Origin of the sequence: Microbacterium sp. CJ77, assembly GCF_002911615.1 — a bacterium.
In the GTDB taxonomy this organism is placed as follows: domain Bacteria; phylum Actinomycetota; class Actinomycetes; order Actinomycetales; family Microbacteriaceae; genus Microbacterium.
In genome coordinates this window covers 66,489-83,002 of sequence record NZ_PQBR01000023.1, presented here as the reverse complement: position 1 = coordinate 83,002, position 16,514 = coordinate 66,489, and the positions used below count along the sequence as shown (strand labels likewise).

Sequence of the window (16,514 nt, the reverse complement as noted above, 5' to 3'; positions counted from 1 at the left end):
ACCAGGAGTGCACGTGACCGACTCTGAACTGATCCCCGTCTTCTCACGCACGACGCGCAGTTCGTCGGTCGCCCGTGATCGCCTCGGTGCCGAAGAGATGCTTCCCGACACGGCGTACCAGATCGTGCACGACGAGGCGCTCCTCGACGGCAACGCGCGCCTCAACCTCGCGACCTTCGTGACCACGTGGATGGACGATCAAGCCGACCGCCTCTACGCCGAGACGGTCGACAAGAACATGATCGACAAGGATGAGTACCCCTCGACCGCAGCAGTCGAGAATCACTGCTGGCGCATCCTCGCCGACCTCTGGCACGCGCCCTCGGTACCGGATGCCATCGGCACCTCCACGACCGGATCGTCCGAGGCGTGCATGCTCGGCGGGCTGGCGTTCAAGCGCCGCTGGCAGCAGCGCCGTCGCGCCGAGGGCAAGTCGACCGAGAAGCCGAACCTCGTGATGTCGAGCGCGGTGCAGGTGTGCTGGGAGAAGTTCTGCAACTACTTCGAGGTCGAGCCGCGCTTCGTGCCGATGACCGAGGCGCACAAGATCTTCGACGGTCATGACCTCGAGAAGTACGTCGACGAGAACACGATCGGCGTCGTCGCGATCATCGGCGTGACCTACACCGGCATGTACGAGCCCGTGCGCGAGATCGCGGCGGCGCTCGATGCGATCCAGCGCAAGACCGGTCTCGACATCCCGATCCATGTGGACGGGGCATCCGGTGCCATGGTCGCGCCGTTCCTGCAGCCCGACCTGGAGTGGGACTTCCGCCTCGAGCGCGTGCACTCGATCAACACCTCGGGCCACAAGTACGGGGGCGTGTACCCGGGGCTCGGCTGGATCGTGTGGCGCGAGCGGCAGTGGTTGCCGGACGACCTCGTGCTCGACGTGTCGTACCTCGGTGGACACATGCCGACCTTCGCGCTCAACTTCTCGCGTCCCGGCGCGCAGGTGCTGCTGCAGTACTACCTGTTCCTGCGGCTCGGGTACGCGGGGTACACCGAGATGCAGCAGTCGTCGCAGGATGTCGCCGTGCACCTGTCGTCCGGGATCGCCGCGATGGCACCCTTCGAGCTCTGGAGCGACGGAACCGACATCCCGGTGTTCGCGTGGATGCTCAAAGAGGGCTACACCGACAAGTGGTCGTTGTACGACCTCAGCGACCGGCTGCGGATGCACGGATGGCTCGTGCCCGCGTACCCGATGCCCGTTCACCTCACCCACATCACGGTGCAGCGCATCGTCGTCCGCAAGGACCTCAGCCTCGATCTGGCCGACAAGTTCCTCGCCGATCTCGCAACCGAGGTCACCTACCTCGAGGCCCTGAAGTCACCCATGCCCGACATGGGTCGGCGCGCGGGCTTCCACCACTAAGCCCGAAGCGCCAGCGCGAGCGTGCGTGCGAGTCCCGCCGCGTTGTGCGTCATCTGGTACCGCGTGAACCCCTCGCTCACCTCGGCGCCGGTGCGCGCCGTGACGAACCACGGCGGCTTCGGCAGGACGGTCCGCTCGGCGGGGTCGCGCACGTCGCCGAGCGACCGCGGGAAAGGCCGGAACGGCCCGTGCACGACGGTGCGCTCGACGCCCTCGAGCAGGAGGGCATTATGGACGATCCCGATGCCGCTGCCCACGTCTTCGAGCGTGCCGCCGGGGAATGCCCCCCAGGTGCCGTTGGCGAGCAGGAAGTTGAAGCCCGTCCACGCGTTGATCGCGATGGCTCCGTAGCGCAGCTCGGCGATCGCCCGATCGAATCCCGCGCCGAGCGAGGCGCGGGTCGCGGGGTCGATCAGCAGGTTCGCTCCGAGTGTTCCGGTGAGCCGGTCGTTCGCGTAGGTCACCGCGGCGTCGAGGAACCGCTGCCCCGTGCCGGGGAGGTCGACGACGCCGAGGATCGGGGCGAAGTACTCCGTGGTCTCGAGCGCCGAGGCATCCTGATCCGCGTCGAGCACCATGAGCACGCGCTCGCCGCCGCCGTCGTATGTCTCCGCCACGGGTGTGCTCGCCGCGACCTCGGCCACACGCTCGGGCGCGTGCGGGTACCAGGTCGGGCGGTGCGGAGCGCGCAGGTAGGCGGCGCGGAGTTCCGAGAGGAAGGCGCCGCGCTGGGCCCAGTCGCGCGAGATCACGACCATCTGGCCTGCGATGCAGTTGTGTCCGGCGTTCTGCAGACGCATCGTCGCGACGTGCTCGGCCTGGAACCGCAGATCTGCGGCGGTCCATTCGCCGGGAACGACGATGACGGGCGAGACGCCACCGAGCTCCGCGGTGATCGGCTTGGCCAGGGCGGGGTCGTGGTCTTGCCGACGCCGCGCGGCCTCCTCGTCGGTACCCCACACGATCGCGTCGAAGGTGACCGCGGAGCCGGTGATGTGCACGTGATCGATCCCCGGATGCGTCGTCAGGGCCGCGCCGACCGCGCCATCGCCCGTGACGATCCGCACGAAGCTGGCCGCGATGAGCGGAGCCAGCGCTCGCCGGAAGACCGGGGCCAAGGCATCCATCGTCGGGTTGAGCTTCAGGATCGCGACGCGGTTCGCGGCGATCAGCTCGTAGAGCACGTCGAGGACGGGAATGGCCGTGACATTGCCCGCGCCGAGGACCAGGCCCACGCCCGCGCCGACCGCGGGATGCTTCTGGCCGAGGCCAGCCGCGCTGCGGGCGTCGACAGCGGTCACGCCCGGGCGCAGCCACACGTCGGCGGTGAAGCCGGAAAGCAGCAGAGCGTCGGCGCGCGTCGCCGGGAAGGCCGGCACGGTCACACGGCCACCGGGGGCCGTGCCGAGTTTCAACCCGTCGATCGGGCTGTGCCCCTCGCTCAGGGCCGTGAGGGTGCGGATGTACGCGTCGAGGGCGACGATCACCGCATAGGGGCCGCTCAGCCACTCCTCACCGCGCAGAGGGTGCCGACTGTCGAGGCCCTTGATGAGTGCCGCCTGCTCGGCCCAGTCCTGCGCGCACGAGACCACGCTGGCGCGCACGCGCTCGAAGAGGCGCGCGCGCTGCTCGAGCGTCAGGTGGGTCCAGGACGGAAGCCCGGCGCGGAGCGCAGCGACGTCGCGATCGAGCGCGACACCGATCGGGTCAGACGAGGTCGAGCTCACGGAGCTTCGACTCGACGTCGGCGTTCGACGGCTCGACCTGGAACGAAGCATCCGGATACACGACCACGGGGATGTTGGTGCGCCCCGAGATGTCGCGTGCGACATCCGCGGCCGACGGGTCGGCGACGAGGTCGACGTAGGTGTACGCGACACCGAGTTCGTCGAGCTGATTCTTGGTGCGGATGCAGTCGCGGCACCAATCGGCTCCGAACATCGTGATGGTTTCGGGAGAAGTCTCGGTCGTCATGCTGCAAGCCTAGAACCGCGGGGGAGCTTCGGCGCGATTCTCGCGGCCGACGTCTCGTCAGCCGACGCCAGTGACGCTGGGGCGCTCAGGAAGCGGGGCCGTTCGGGCGCGGCTCGATCGCCGTGCGCGGGACACGTCGCCACCGCATCGGGTAGCGCTGCTCGACGACGAACGCGGCCGTGCACACGGAGGCCGCGAGAAGCACCAACGCAGCGAGGATCACGATGGCGAGTTGCGGAGGCTCTCCGCTGCTGCTGCTGTCGAGGGGCGTCCAGCGGAAGGTCACCCCGAAGAACACCGCGCTGATCGCTGTCATGACCCAGTACCACGGCATGCGCGGGCGCGCGAGCAGATGGGCGACCCAGACCCAGACGAGCGGAAGCATGAGCAGGCGATAACCGAGGTGCGAAACGGGGATGAGGAGGATGACCGCGCCGGCGACGTTCCACATGGCCAGCGAGTCGGTCCCGGGCCGTCTCAGGATCAGGACGAGTAGCGCCACGACGGCGACTGCGAGGGTCCAACTGACGATCGCCCCGACCGGCTGGTGCGCCCCGAAGAGATGTCGCCCCACCCCCCACACCGAGTACGCGAGCAGCTGCTGATCGCTGAAATCGATCGTCCGCCTGATCCAGTCGGGAACGGTGGACGGGCCGCCGACGACGGTGATGATGAGGAGGACGGAAGCCGCCGAGATCGCCGCGACGAGGATGCCGCGAGCGGGGCGCGGTGCTCCCCTTCGGAGGAGCCACAGGCCGAGGCCGGCGGCCCATGTCTTGAAGAGGGCCGCACCGACCACCCCGACAGCAGACAGGGCCGCCCTCTGCCGAGACGCCGCGAGGACCGCCAGAGACGCTGCAAACATCACGAGGACGTCGTTCTGACCGAGCCACAGCTGGAGGGCCGTCACGCTGTTGAAAAGCAGCGTGACGAGGGCGACGCCCGCCAGGAGGGGACGCTGCCACCAACTGAGCATGGCCCAGAGGGCGGCGATGACCGCGGCGACCGTCGCCCAGCACGCGGCGAGCGAGAAGACCGTCCACGGGACGATCGCCGACTCGAGGCTCCCGAAGGGAATCATGAGCCAGGCGAAGGGGGGCAGGTACACGTACCCTTCTGCGGAATAGACGCTCTGTCCCGACGCGGCGTACCGGGCAGCATCTACGAAAACCGCCAGATCGATCCCGGGGTCGCCCGCGATCGCGCTGCGAAATCGTTGCTCCGTGAGCAGCGCGCCGACGGCGAGGACCGCCAGCCAGAGCACCGCGCGCACGATGTTCGATATGCGGTCGGACATGAGCGATCCCCGTTCTCAGTGCGTGGGTGAGCACCCGCGATTACGCTATCGGCCCGACGAGGTCCCGCGACACGTCGCATCATGGGGCGGTTCGCTTCAGGTTCTTGCGGCTTTCGCCGGCGTTGGTCGTCATGCCACTATGGAATCCGTCGCTCCACGGGGAGGAGCGCGCAGGCGTAGGGGGCCGCTCATCGAACTCTCGATCATCGTTCCGACGTTCAATGAGGCGCCCAACGTGGCGGAGCTCGTGCGTCGCATCGAAGCCGCTGTCCGGGGGATCGACTGTGAGGTCATCTTCGTCGATGACAGCACCGACGACACCCCCGAGATGGTGCGTACGGTCGCAGCCACGGCGCAGCTACCCGTCCGACTCATCCACCGCGCTCGTCCTGTCGGCGGTCTCGGTGGTGCGGTGATCGACGGGTATGCCGCGGCAGCATCCGATCTATGTCTCGTCATGGATGGCGACCTGCAGCACCCACCGGAGAAGATTCGGGAGCTGTACGAGCGATTCCAGCGGGGAGACGCGGACGTCGTCATCGCATCACGCTACGTCGGCGGGGGGACAGCGGGTGGGCTCGCAGACCAGACCCGTGTGCTCGTCTCGAAGGCTTCGACCATGGTCACGCGGGCGATGTTCCCGGTGCGTCTGCACGACGTCACCGACCCGATGACCGGCTTCTACCTCATCGACCGGCGCGCGATCGACCTCGAGGGGCTGAGGCCTCGTGGGTTCAAGATCCTGCTCGAGCTCCTGGCACGACAGAGCCTGCGCATCGCGGAGGTGCCCTTCGACTTCGCGGGCCGTCATGCCGGCGAGTCGAAGGCGTCGTTGCGCCAGGGTCTGCATTTCCTGACGCAGCTCGCGACGCTGAGGTTCGGCAAGATGTCGTTGTTCGCGATCGTGGGCGGACTCGGCGCGGTGGCGAACGTGCTCATCGTCTGGCTCCTGACGGCGATGAACGTCGATTACATCGTCGCCGCGATCATCGCCGCAGAGCTGACGATCATCGGGAATTTCATCCTCATCGAGCGATTCGTGTTCCACGACATGCGCGATCAGGCGTCGAGCGTGTGGTCACGGTTCGCGAAGTCGTTCGGCTTCAACAATGTCGAGGCCGTCATCCGGATTCCGATCCTGGCGCTCATCGTCGAAAACCTGCACATCTCGAGCGTGCTCGCGACGGGGATCACGCTCGTCGTCGCCTTTTTCGCTCGCTTCGTGTTCCATTCCCTCGTCGTCTACGCGCCGACGAAGGCTGACGCCAGGACCACGGCTTTCCGGCAGGCTGTCGTGAAGATCGATGAGCAGGTCATGCAGCCCGGCGAACTCTAGCCCCGAGGGTGAGGGATCTTTCGAGGACAACCGTGGTGGCCGAGCCGCGGGCGGCCTGAGTAAGGTGAGGGCTTGCGATCCGATCGGGGACGATCGCGAACCGGAGGGCGCATGACCTCGGACGACACGACGATCCAGCCCGTCGACGGACTGACCATCGCGGTCGCGCACGACTATCTGACCCAACGTGGCGGGGCCGAGCGAGTCGCGCTCGCGATCGCTCGGACGTTCCCCCGGGCTGCCTTGCACACATCGCTGTACGATCCGTCGGCGACATTCCCCGAGTTCGACTCGATCGATGTGCGCACGATGCAGGTGAACCGGTGGGGGGTGCTGCGTCGACACCATCGTCTGGCATTGCCCTTCCTCGCGCGGGCAGTTTCGGGTCATCACGTGGACGCCGATGTGCTGGTGGCTTCGTCGAGCGGCTGGGCCCACGGGATCCCCACCAGCGGACGGAAGATCGTCTACTGCCATGCGCCGGCCCGGTGGCTCTACCAGGCCGATCGATACGCGGGTGACCCCGGCTCTCGAGGACTACGGTCCCGTGCTGTCTCCGCTGCGACGTCGATCCTGGGCCCGGGGCTTCGGAGGTGGGACCAGGCCGCTGCGGCATCGGCCGACCGCTATCTCGTCAACTCTCGCGTCGTCCAGGCGGCCGTTCGCGATGTCTACGGGATCGACGCCGAGGTCCTCCCGCCGCCGCCCGCGCCGTTCGACCGCTCGGCCGCGCCCGAAGCGGTGCCGGGCATCGAGCGGCCCTTCGTGCTCTGTGTCGCGCGTCTTCTGCCGTACAAGAACGTCGACGTCGTGATCGAGGCCGTTGCCGCGGTGCCCGACATCGACCTTGTCGTGGTGGGCACCGGTCCCGATCACGCGCGCCTCGAGACGCTCGCGCGTGCCGTCGGTGGGACACATCTCCTCGGACGTGTCTCCGATGCCCGGTTGCGCTGGCTCTACGAGAACTCGTCGGGCCTGGTCGCGGCCTCCTATGAGGACTTCGGTCTCTCGCCGCTGGAGGCGGCCTCATTCGGCAAGGCCACCATCGCCCTCCGCGACGGTGGCTACCTCGACACAGTCGAGGAGGGGGTGAACGGTGTGTTCTTCGACCGCGTGAATCGGGATGCCGTCAGCGCCGCTGTCGAACAGGCCATCTCCGCGGACTGGGATGCAGAACGCATCCGTGCCCATGCCGATACGTTCTCCGAAGAGCGGTTCTCCAACCGGCTCAGGCAGATCGTCTCCGAGGAGATCGGTCGTGGCTGACCGCCCGGTCGCGCTCAGACCCTCTCGTGTCCGCTCCTCGATACTCGCCGCGGTGTGCGCCGTCGGTTTCATCGCCCTCTACGCGACCGCGATTCTCACACCGTCGGGGCAAGCCTTGGACGCCGCGTCCCTTGGCACCTTCCCGACGTTCCGCGGCGAGGGGTGGCTTGCCGTATACGGAGCACGAGACCTCCTGCTTCTGGCCCTCTTGGGCGCTGCCGCTGTCGCGGGTGTCGAGTGCATCATCCGTCGTCGATGGGTTGCAGCGATCGCGGGCTGCGCGCTGATCGGAGCGACAGCGGTGGCCGGTATTCTCCTCAAGTCGGGCCTGCCCCGCCCTGATCTCGGTGAACAGGCGTATCTTTACCAGACCTTTCCGAGCGGGCACGCTGCCGTCGCGCTGGCCGCCGTCGTGGCGACCATCTGGTTCGGACCGCGCTGGTTGCGCCCGATCGTAGTTCTGGTCATGGGATCGGTCGCCGTGTTCATCGCGATGGCTTCGCTGCTGTCCTTCGCCCATCGCGCGAGTGACATCCTCGGTGGCGCGCTGATGGTGGGTGCCTTCGCCGGAGCCACGTCGGCGATTCTCGGTTCGCAGCGCGTCCGCTTTCCGAGCGCGCGTGCCGTGGTTTGTCTTCTCGGGAGCGGGAGCGTTCTCGTCGGTGCGGCCCTCTACGCGATGGCGCTGGCGGTGCTGGCGGCAGGTCTCGCCGGAACTATACCGATCCTCGACGTGATCGCCTCGTCAGTGACACTGACGGTGGGCGGCGTCATGGCGGTGGTGCTGGCCGATCAACACCCCATCCGAACGGCCGCAACATCGTAGCGGGGATCTCCAGGGTACGTATGGTTGTATTAGTGGGCGTTCTCGCGCGTGTGCTTGAGAACGGAGGGGGCTAGGGACTTAGGTGACACTTCGACAGGTCTTGGACGTGCTGTGGAAGCGCAAGTGGACGATCGTCGCGGTGATCGCCATCGCACTTGTCACCGCTGTCGCGTACCTGCAGCTGCGGACCGTCTCGTACCAGAGCGCGGGAATCGTCCGACTGAATTCCGCCGTGACGCAGGCGGCTCTCGCGGGCGAGATCGGTGGCATATCGGTCGAACTCGATGCGGACGTCGTGACGTCGGCCGCTGTTCTCGATCCGGCTGCGGCCTCGCTCGGAGATACCTCGGACGAGCTTGCTTCGGCGGTCCTCGTCGAGGCGACGAGCGACGAACGACTCGTCCGAATCACCGTCTCGGCCCAAGGACCCACTCCCGACGTGGCCCAGTCGCGAGTTCAGGCCGTCCTGGTCTCCTACCAGGCCTACGTCGACGCACAGATGGCATCCGCGCTCACCTCCCTGCAGGATCGACAGCAGGACGCGATCGCCGAGGTTCGCAATATCCAAGCCCAACTGGAGGCGGCCCCCGGCGATCCGATCGCCAACGTCAACCTGGCTACCGAGCTGTCAAAGATGACGTCTGCGACCGGTGCCATAGAGGTGCTCACAAACGCCGGAACGAGTAATACGACGGTGGTCGCTGGGCCCTATCCCGGGGAGCTGACGGTACCCACCCCTCTCGTCATCTTGTCGCTCGCGCTGCTGACGGGTCTCGTCATCGGGGTCGCCATCGTGCTCATCCGCGACCAGTTCGATGACCGGCTCCGAGGCGAGGACGAAGTGGAAGCGCTGACGGGTGTGCGATCCATCGGCGAGCTCAGCTGGGACCGCAAGCTCGGCCGGTTGGACCCGCCATTGCCGGTGGCGCACAACGAGCGGACGGACCTCAGCGAACGTTTGCGGACGCTGCGTTCCAATCTCGCCGTTTCTCTGCCGGCAAGAGGGGCGGCTTTCGTTGTGACGAGCGTGGAGCCGGGCGACGGCAAGTCCTTCGTCTCGGCGAATCTCGCCCTCGCATGGGCGAGAGGGGGCAAAAAGGTCATTCTGGTCGGTGGAGACCTGCGGCGACCGAATCTTGGTCGTTACTTCGGTGACGCGGCTGACGGTGAAGGCCTCAGCGATATCCTCGAAGAGCACGAAGACGGCGCTGACCTCGCGGTCGGGTCGGTCGAGTCTCGGCTCAACTCGACCCGGTACCGAAGGCTCACGATCCTGCCTTCGGGCGCGGAACCTGCAGAGCCGGCGGACCTGTTCGCAACGCCGATCTTGGGAAGCCTGATCCTTCAGCTTCGGACGCTCGCGGATATCGTCATCATCGATTCCCCGCCGGCGATCGGAATCACAGATGCCGCGCTGCTCGCGGCACATACCGATGGCGCGATCGTCCTGGCGTCCGCAAACCGCACGGACCGCGGGCGCCTGGTAGAGACGATCGACGCGCTGCGTGCCGCGGGCACGGAGGTCATCGGCGTCGTCGTCAACCGCAGTCGCCGCAAGCTGCCGAAGTCGTACGCGAGTTACTACCTCGCGGACGAGAAGGATGTGTCGCGCACGCCGTCGTTGTCCCCCGTTCCGTCGGCGGTCGGCCCCGTATCCCGGAGCGAGATGGATGACGAGGAGGCGCCGTTGAGGCGCAGTCGAGTCGGGACGGGTGAGGCGACGGACGACGGGCAGTTAGACGATGAGTTCCTCGATGAGAGCTTCGAGGACTTCGACGACTTCGATGACGAGGATGACCTAGCGGCCGAAGAGTTGTCGACAGGCGACGCCCCGGAGCATGCCGATGCGGAATCAGATCTGTCCGGGTCCGCAGCCCGGGGCGATTCAGCCGCACCATCTCATGACCCCCAGACCCCTCGAGTCCGTGAATAGGGGCATGCTGAGCTTTTCATTCCCCGTCAGGTCACCGGACCCCGAGCCGGGCATCGCGCACGTGCTGATCGTGTGCCAAGCCAACCAGTGCCGCTCCCCCTATGCGGCCGCGATCGCGCGTCAACGCGCGGGGGAGGGGTCCGTCCGTTTCGAGTCGGGAGGACTTATCCGGGGCGGTCGACCGATGCCGGAAACCGGTCGCCTCCTCGCGCCCCAGTACGGGCTGGACTTCGACGCGCACCGCAGTCGGGAGGTGGACCTCGCTGACTTCCGCGGATTCGATCTCGTGCTGGCGATGGCGCGGGAGCAGGCGCGCGAACTCGTGGTCGCCGACCCGGATGCCTGGCCGCGGATCTTCACGGTGAAGCAGTTCGCCCGATGGATCGAGAAGAACCCTCGTCCACCCGGAGTCGACCTGGGTCCCTGGCTCGACACCGTGGCCGCCGATCGACCTCGAACGTCCTTGATCGGATCGGACGAGGCCGATGATGTGGCGGACCCGGTCGGTCTTCCGGCCGCGGCCTGGCACAGCATGATCGCCGAGGTCGCCGCCAACGTCGAGGTGATCGTCGACGGAATCTCCCGCGTCCGCTAGGGGCATGAGACGCGGTCCAGTGTTGACCGCAGCTGCCCCCACGCCCATCCCCAGGTGCGTGATTCCGCGCGGGCACGCGCGGAAGCGGCCAGGCGAGCGCGCTCCCCCGAGTCGGAGGCGAGATGGTCGAGCGCCTCGGCGAGGGATCCGGGATCATCCGGGGGGACGATGATGCCGGCATCACCGATGACATCGGGGATGCCTCCGGTCCGGGCCGCGATCACGGGGAGTCCGGTCGCGAGTGCTTCGCCGGCGGTGAGCGCGCTCGGCTCCGCCCACCGGGAGGGCACGATGAAGACGTCGGCTGTCCTGAGCAGTTCCGGGACTCGAGCCCGGTCCGCGAACCTCTCGAAGACGACGGGACCACGCACGTTCGCCGCGTGGTCCCGCAGGGAGGACTCATAGGCGGTCAGGGGGGCCTCCCGGTCGAAGCCGGCGCTTCCGACGATGACGATCTCGATGTCGTCGCGCTGCAGCCGGGAGGCAGCCTTCAGAAGGATGTCTGCTCCCTTCTCTGGTACTACTCGGCCGACGAACATGACGCGGAGACGGGTCCCCGAGGTGGTCTGCGCCGCCGGATGGAAGGTATCGATGTCGACGCCATTCGCGACGACATGCACGCGAGCGGCGAGGTCACGAGGCAAGCGTGCGACTGTTCGGTCGGCAAGGAATTCGCTCACGCACACGATCGCACGCACGTCCCCGAGGGAACGCCGTGCCTCCGCGTGTCCGATCGTCCGGAGGATGTCGTTGTGGGCATACAACACGACGTCGTGCTCCTGCGCCCTCAGCAAGCGCGGCAGAGCAGGTGCGTTGTGGGCGAGCACGATCGACCGCTCGATGCCCTTCATGACATCGGCGAGCGGCTGGAACGCACGCGCGGCGGATGGTCGGGGAAGCCCCAAGGTTCCCAGGGCGGCGTCCACCGCACGAGCCGCGCGACCAGGATAGGGCGCTCCCTCGTACTCTCGGATCGCAGCGGAGGGATAGCGTGGCTGGAAGGTCGCCGCGTCGAGGAGAACGGTGTGTTCGGCATCCTGCGCCCGCGTCGCGGCTCCCGCGAGCCCGTGCACCACTGTCGGGATCGCCGACCCCGTGCGAGGGGAGAAGTGATCTCCCGGTGTAATCGCGTGGACGACGGGATTCATCGGGTACGGGCCCCTCGTGTACGCCGCCAGACGGTCTGCACGGGGTGAGGTGTGCGCACGATGCCCTCGGCGCGATCGCGCTCCTTCACGCCGTAACAGATCCCCGCGACGATCCACAGGAGCGAAGCGTGACCCGCGACCCAATAGAGGTCGAGCTGGCCCTGCGCGAGACGGGCGACGACGGTCGCCAATCCGATCGTTCCGTATACGGGATCCATGCGCCACAGCAGCCAGATCGCGGCCCCGAACATCCCGAGGAAGCCGATGAGTCCAAGGATTCCCGTCGTCGTGAGGACTTCGAGTTCGGCATTCGGCGGTTGGAAGCCGCCGTATCCCGTATGCCCGGTCGTCCACCAGCGGTGCCCGACACCGTAGATCGGAGACATGAGCCAGACGGCCAGGGAGTCGACATACCAGAGCAGGCGTTGTGAGGCGGAGTTGAACGGGTTGTCCTCGGTGAGCTGCTCGACCACGGCTAGGTAGATGAACCACGCGGTGGGGATCAGCAGGAGCGGCATCCACCGCGAGCGCTTCCCGTTGTGGAACCGCGGGCGCGTGCCGATGATCAGCACGCCGATCAGCGTCCCGACGAGGGCCTGGCGAGAGGACAGCATGCCGAGACCGCAGAGACCGAAGGCTGCGTACGCCCAGATCGGTCTCCAACCCATCCACGGGGGATTGGCGAACGCGATGATCGCACCGTACATCAGGAAGGCGCCGATCGCGTTCTTATGCCACGGTCCGACATATCCGCCGCCGCCTGTCAGGTTCGAGGCGATGGCGAAGAGCGCCATGACGGAGCACAGGACGACGAACAACGAGAGAGCGAGCCTCGCCTTGCCCTCCCGACCGATCACGAAGCCGACGAGGGCGGCGCCGATGACGAGCAGCACCTCGTGCGCCCACTCCACGTAGTTCTCGGTGTAACGATTGAGCACCAGTTGGGGCAGCGTCAACGCCAGGTAGAACGCGCCTGCCCAGAGCAGCGGCTGCAGCGTCTTCACTCCACGGCCCCGAATCATGAGGAGCGCGACGATCATCGCCAGTCCGAGGGCGAGATCCGCGACGCTCATCGGGCCCGCGCGCACGAAGACGAGGACGCTCGCCAGGAAGCCGATGACCAGAACATACGTCAGGTCGATGAACGCGATGGCCAGCAGCAAGAGGACGATCGCGGCAGGGACCGCAAGCTCGGGGTAACGTCCGCTCAGGTATCCGGCAAGCACACCCGCTGCGGCGATCGCCGCGATGCCCGCCGCTCCCCGCACGACGGTGGGAACCGTACCGGAGGGGAGCAGGGTGCGCACGTCCCCATGGTACGGAGCGGAGACGGATTCCGCTTGGCCGCATGCTGCTCGTGCGGATGTGGTGTGATCGATGTCGGAGTACGGGTCGGCAGAGGGAGGGGCGCGGACGTGCAACACAACACCGAGCCGGTTTCGGTGCTCGTCGTGTCCCACACGGGCGAGCTCGGCGGCGCCGAGCGTGCCCTCCTGCGCTTGATCGCGGCAGCCGATGGCCGATTTGAGATCCGGGTCCTGACGATGGCCGACGGAAGCTTCGCGAACGAAGTGCGCGCGGCGGGCTTCCCGCTCAGCGTGCTGGACGGGGGCGATGCCGTTCGTGTGACCCGCGCTCAGGTCGCATCTCTCGGAGGAGCCGCCGGCAACTTCTTTGGCACGCTGTCGCTCTCTCGGAGGCTGCGACGCGCCATTCGAGAGATCGCACCGGATCTCATCGTTGCCAACTCGCTCAAAGCCGCCGTGCTCGTGGGAGTCGTCGCGGGTCGACGACGCTGGGTGTGGCACCTCCACGATCGCCTGGCCTTCGACTATCTCGCCGCGCCGATCGCCATCGCGCTGCGGCTGCTCGCACGGATCGGGCCGCGTCGCATCGTGGCGAACTCCGTCGCGACGGCCGCCACGGCGGGGCGTCTGCCCGCCGGTCGTGTCGCCGTTGCGTACCCAGGGCTCGAGGCATCCGTGTTCGCGCGTCCGAAACGCTCGCCGGGCCGCGGACCGGTCGGGATCGTCGGGCGCGTCGGAGCGACGAAGGGCCAGAAGCAGTTCGTCGAGGCTGCGGAGCGCGTTGCGCGTGTGTATCCGAGATTGCGGTTCCGCATCGTGGGGACAGCGCTCTTCGAGGACGCTCCGTACGCGTCCGCGCTCACCCGGCAGATCGCGTACTCCGAGATCTCCGACCGCGTCGAGCAAGCGGGCTGGTCCGATTCACCCGCGACGGAGTTCCGCCAGCTCGGCCTGCTCGTGCATGCTTCGCCCGTTCCCGAGCCGTTCGGACAGGTGATCGTCGAGGCGCTTGCGGTGGGGACCCCGGTCGTTGCGACGGACGGCGGCGGCGTAGGCGAGATCCTCGACCCACGACGGGAGTCGACCGTCATCGCGGATGGAGTCCGCCGGGGTGCATTCGGGCTGCTCGTGCGCCCCGGAGACGCAGGAGCACTCGCTGTCGCGATCTCGTGGATGCTCGAGCATCCCGGTGACTCTGCCTCCATGGTTCGGGGAGCTCACCGGGATATCCGTGATCGCTTCTCGATCGAACGGACGTGGTCGGTCGTCGCACGCGTGTGGCTGGAGGCGCTCGGCCGCGGAGACTAGGGCGTCCCCACCCCGGCCCGACGGTCACGGCGACGTCCGTCCCATCCCGCCCAGACCCCGGCCGCGAGGCCTGCCAGTTCGACTGCGGAGCGACTGAGGATCACGGGTGCCGTCAGCCGCCGCGTCAGGGAGACTCTCGCGCCGTCCTCATCGACGCCGCGCAGCATGAATCGGGCAACTTGCGCGTAGTAGTGCCGCTGCTGGCGGAGCGCGGTCCGGCCGTACCGTGGCAGGTACGCGCTTCGCCATCCGAAGACACGGGCCAGGAGCATGACATGGTTGCGACGCGAATAGTAGAGGTAGCGGCGGTCGAAGCGCTTACCGCCGATCTGGTACGGAGCCGCGACATGCCGGACCAGAACGGCAGGGTCGAAGATGAGTCGTAGCCCCGCGGCACGAAGCCGCAGGCAGGTGTCCGACTCCTCGCGCAAGCAGGTTCCGGGGTAGTTCCCGCGGATGCCGCCGTGTTCGAGCAGAACGGCCCGACGGTACGTCTGATTCGCTCCCAGGAAATGGTCGACGTCGATCCGTCGTCCGGGGTTTGCGGCGAAGTAGCCGGTGATATCGCCATTCGGCAGAAGCCGTCCGATCGAGGCCAATCCCACCGCATCTTCACCCGGGATGCCGTTGTCGGCCCTCCCCCCGACGCCGGCGACCGAAGGGTCCGCGTACGCAGCGACGAGACGGTCGATCCAATCCTCGGCGACGTAGGCGTCGTCGTCGATGAAGGCGATGATGTCGCCGGTCGCCGCAGCGAGGCCGATCTGACGGGACTCCGACATCGTGCCCTTGCCGAGATCGTTGCGCAGGTACAGGACGTCGGGGTGATCCGAGGCGATCAGGTCGCGCGTACGCGCGTCCGGCGAGCCGTCGACTGCGATGATCTGGTGCGGCGCCGTTTCGAGAGCTCGGAGGTGGCGGATGCACTCCGCGATGTAGTCCGGGCGGGCATACGTGATGATGACGACGGAAACCGTTGTCTGCTCGGGATTCACTCGGGTCTCCTCCATCGGTCTGCGGGTGCCTCGGCGGTCACGGCTCGCAGGACATCCTCGTAGGAATCCGAGACCGCTCGCCACGAGAATCGTTGTGCCGATGCGCGCCCGGCGCGCCCGAGCCGCCTCTGCACGACCGGTTCGGATGCTACGCGAATAAGCAGGCGTGCAAGTTCGGTGATGTCTCGGGGCTCGAAGAGGAGACCGTCTACATCATCGGTCACGAACTCCGGTGGCCCTCCGTGCTTCGTCACGATGACCGGTATGCCGGACCTCCAGCCTTCGAGCACGACGATTCCGAACGCCTCGACGCGACTGGGGACGACGTGAGCGACCGCGCCGTCCAGGAGAGCCCGGATCTGCGCTCGCCGTTGGGATCCGACGAAGTGCACACGTTCCGCCACCCCCAATCGGGCAGCGAGCGTTTCCAGAGGCCCCCGCTCGGGGCCGTCCCCGGCGATGACGAGATCGACACCAGCAAGCGCGGGGTCCGTGTGGGCCTCCGCATAGGCGCCGACGAGGTGATGGAATCCCTTGTTCTCGACGAGCCGTCCCACGCCCGCCAGGTAGCGAGCGGGAAGCGGGGCGTCCACGGGTTCGCTCGACAGGTCCAGGTCGATGCCGTTCCCGACGACGGTCGGGGGCACGGATGCGCCGAAACGAGCGAGGTCTGCGGCAGCGAACCGTGAGCAGGATACGACGGCCGCCGCGCGCGCGAGGGTGCGCCTCAGCGATCGGCGCATCAACGCCGACGCGTCGAACGCCCCGTGGGCGTCCATGAACGTCTCGCCGTGATTGCTGTAGATCAGCGGCGTGTTCGTGCGGCGCGCGAGAAGCGTCGCGTAGGGGCCGTTCGCTCCGAAGCACTGGATGACGATGACATCGGGTCGGTCCAGGCGGTAAGCCCTTCGCCAGGCGCGCCAGGCCCGCGGAGCAGACACGGCCCAACTCAGAAGCCCGCGCAACGAACGGTTGGGCAGCGGAGTGGGCAGATAGCGCAACGGCGTCCCGTCGTCGTCCGCGGGGGTGGCATCGCCTTGATCGACGGCCCAGATGGTGACCGCGTGGCCGTTGGACCTCAGTTCGTGAGCAAGGAACGAGACGTGCTCCTCGACGCCTCCCACGCGGGGGAGGAAGGAGCTCGTCGCCAA

14 protein-coding genes are annotated in these 16,514 nt (G+C 67.4%); 7 read left to right on the top strand and 7 right to left on the bottom strand.

Features of this window, described 5'->3' with window-relative positions; translation table 11 throughout:
* The first annotated feature begins 7 nt into the window (after positions 1–7).
* Positions 8–1,378 (top strand): glutamate decarboxylase, encoded by a 1,371-nt coding sequence (locus C2868_RS12245; protein ID WP_100812383.1) that lies wholly within the window; start codon positions 8–10, stop codon positions 1,376–1,378.
* Here the strand turns inward: C2868_RS12245 and C2868_RS12240 are convergent.
* The 3 genes from C2868_RS12240 to C2868_RS12230 all read right to left on the bottom strand — a co-directional run bounded on the left by C2868_RS12240 (position 1,375) and on the right by C2868_RS12230 (position 4,649).
* Positions 1,375–3,105, bottom strand: a complete 1,731-nt coding sequence (locus C2868_RS12240) for an aldehyde dehydrogenase family protein (RefSeq protein ID WP_232711346.1) — start codon at positions 3,103–3,105, stop codon at positions 1,375–1,377. The two genes, C2868_RS12245 and C2868_RS12240, sit on opposite strands and share 4 nt — an antisense overlap.
* On the bottom strand, positions 3,086–3,352 hold the full coding sequence (locus C2868_RS12235) for a glutaredoxin domain-containing protein (protein ID WP_100812435.1): 267 nt from the start codon (positions 3,350–3,352) through the stop codon (positions 3,086–3,088). The genes C2868_RS12240 and C2868_RS12235 overlap by 20 nt, the downstream gene beginning before the upstream one ends.
* 85 nt (positions 3,353–3,437) lie before the next feature.
* On the bottom strand, positions 3,438–4,649 hold the full coding sequence (locus C2868_RS12230; protein ID WP_100812381.1) for a glycosyltransferase family 87 protein: 1,212 nt from the start codon (positions 4,647–4,649) through the stop codon (positions 3,438–3,440).
* A gap of 190 nt (positions 4,650–4,839) precedes the next feature.
* On the opposite strand from C2868_RS12230, the gene C2868_RS12225 reads away from it, so the two are divergent.
* The 5 genes from C2868_RS12225 (at position 4,840) to C2868_RS12205 (ending at position 10,605) form a co-directional block, all read left to right on the top strand.
* Positions 4,840–5,985, top strand: a complete 1,146-nt coding sequence (locus tag C2868_RS12225; RefSeq protein WP_100812434.1) for a glycosyltransferase family 2 protein — start codon at positions 4,840–4,842, stop codon at positions 5,983–5,985.
* Positions 5,986–6,096: 111 nt separating this feature from the next.
* Entirely contained in the window at positions 6,097–7,251 is a 1,155-nt protein-coding gene (locus C2868_RS12220) for a glycosyltransferase (RefSeq protein ID WP_100812380.1), read from the top strand.
* Entirely contained in the window at positions 7,244–8,077 is an 834-nt protein-coding gene (locus tag C2868_RS12215; RefSeq protein ID WP_100812379.1) for a phosphatase PAP2 family protein, read from the top strand. Before C2868_RS12220 ends, C2868_RS12215 begins: the two co-directional genes overlap by 8 nt.
* Positions 8,078–8,159: 82 nt before the next feature.
* Positions 8,160–10,010, top strand: coding sequence for a polysaccharide biosynthesis tyrosine autokinase (locus tag C2868_RS12210; RefSeq protein WP_103663412.1), 1,851 nt, complete (start codon positions 8,160–8,162; stop codon positions 10,008–10,010).
* A gap of 4 nt (positions 10,011–10,014) precedes the next feature.
* Positions 10,015–10,605 (top strand): low molecular weight phosphatase family protein, encoded by a 591-nt coding sequence (locus tag C2868_RS12205; RefSeq protein WP_157814027.1) that lies wholly within the window; start codon positions 10,015–10,017, stop codon positions 10,603–10,605.
* On the opposite strand, the gene C2868_RS12200 is transcribed toward C2868_RS12205, so the two are convergent.
* Both C2868_RS12200 and C2868_RS17265 read right to left on the bottom strand, forming a co-directional pair.
* Complete coding sequence (locus C2868_RS12200; RefSeq protein ID WP_100812376.1) at positions 10,602–11,753, bottom strand: glycosyltransferase family 4 protein; 1,152 nt, start codon at positions 11,751–11,753, stop codon at positions 10,602–10,604. The genes C2868_RS12205 and C2868_RS12200 overlap by 4 nt on opposite strands.
* On the bottom strand, positions 11,750–13,060 hold the full coding sequence (locus C2868_RS17265) for an O-antigen ligase (RefSeq protein ID WP_146048064.1): 1,311 nt from the start codon (positions 13,058–13,060) through the stop codon (positions 11,750–11,752). The genes C2868_RS12200 and C2868_RS17265 overlap by 4 nt, the downstream gene beginning before the upstream one ends.
* A 108-nt stretch (positions 13,061–13,168) precedes the next feature.
* Here C2868_RS17265 and C2868_RS17490 point away from each other — a divergent pair, with 108 nt between their 5' ends.
* Complete coding sequence (locus C2868_RS17490; protein WP_181003466.1) at positions 13,169–14,368, top strand: glycosyltransferase; 1,200 nt, start codon at positions 13,169–13,171, stop codon at positions 14,366–14,368.
* Here the strand turns inward: C2868_RS17490 and C2868_RS12185 are convergent.
* Both C2868_RS12185 and C2868_RS12180 read right to left on the bottom strand, forming a co-directional pair.
* Positions 14,365–15,363, bottom strand: coding sequence for a glycosyltransferase family 2 protein (locus tag C2868_RS12185; RefSeq protein WP_157814025.1), 999 nt, complete (start codon positions 15,361–15,363; stop codon positions 14,365–14,367). The genes C2868_RS17490 and C2868_RS12185 overlap by 4 nt on opposite strands.
* On the bottom strand, positions 15,360–16,514 hold the full coding sequence (locus tag C2868_RS12180) for a glycosyltransferase family 4 protein (protein WP_181003465.1): 1,155 nt from the start codon (positions 16,512–16,514) through the stop codon (positions 15,360–15,362). The genes C2868_RS12185 and C2868_RS12180 overlap by 4 nt, the downstream gene beginning before the upstream one ends.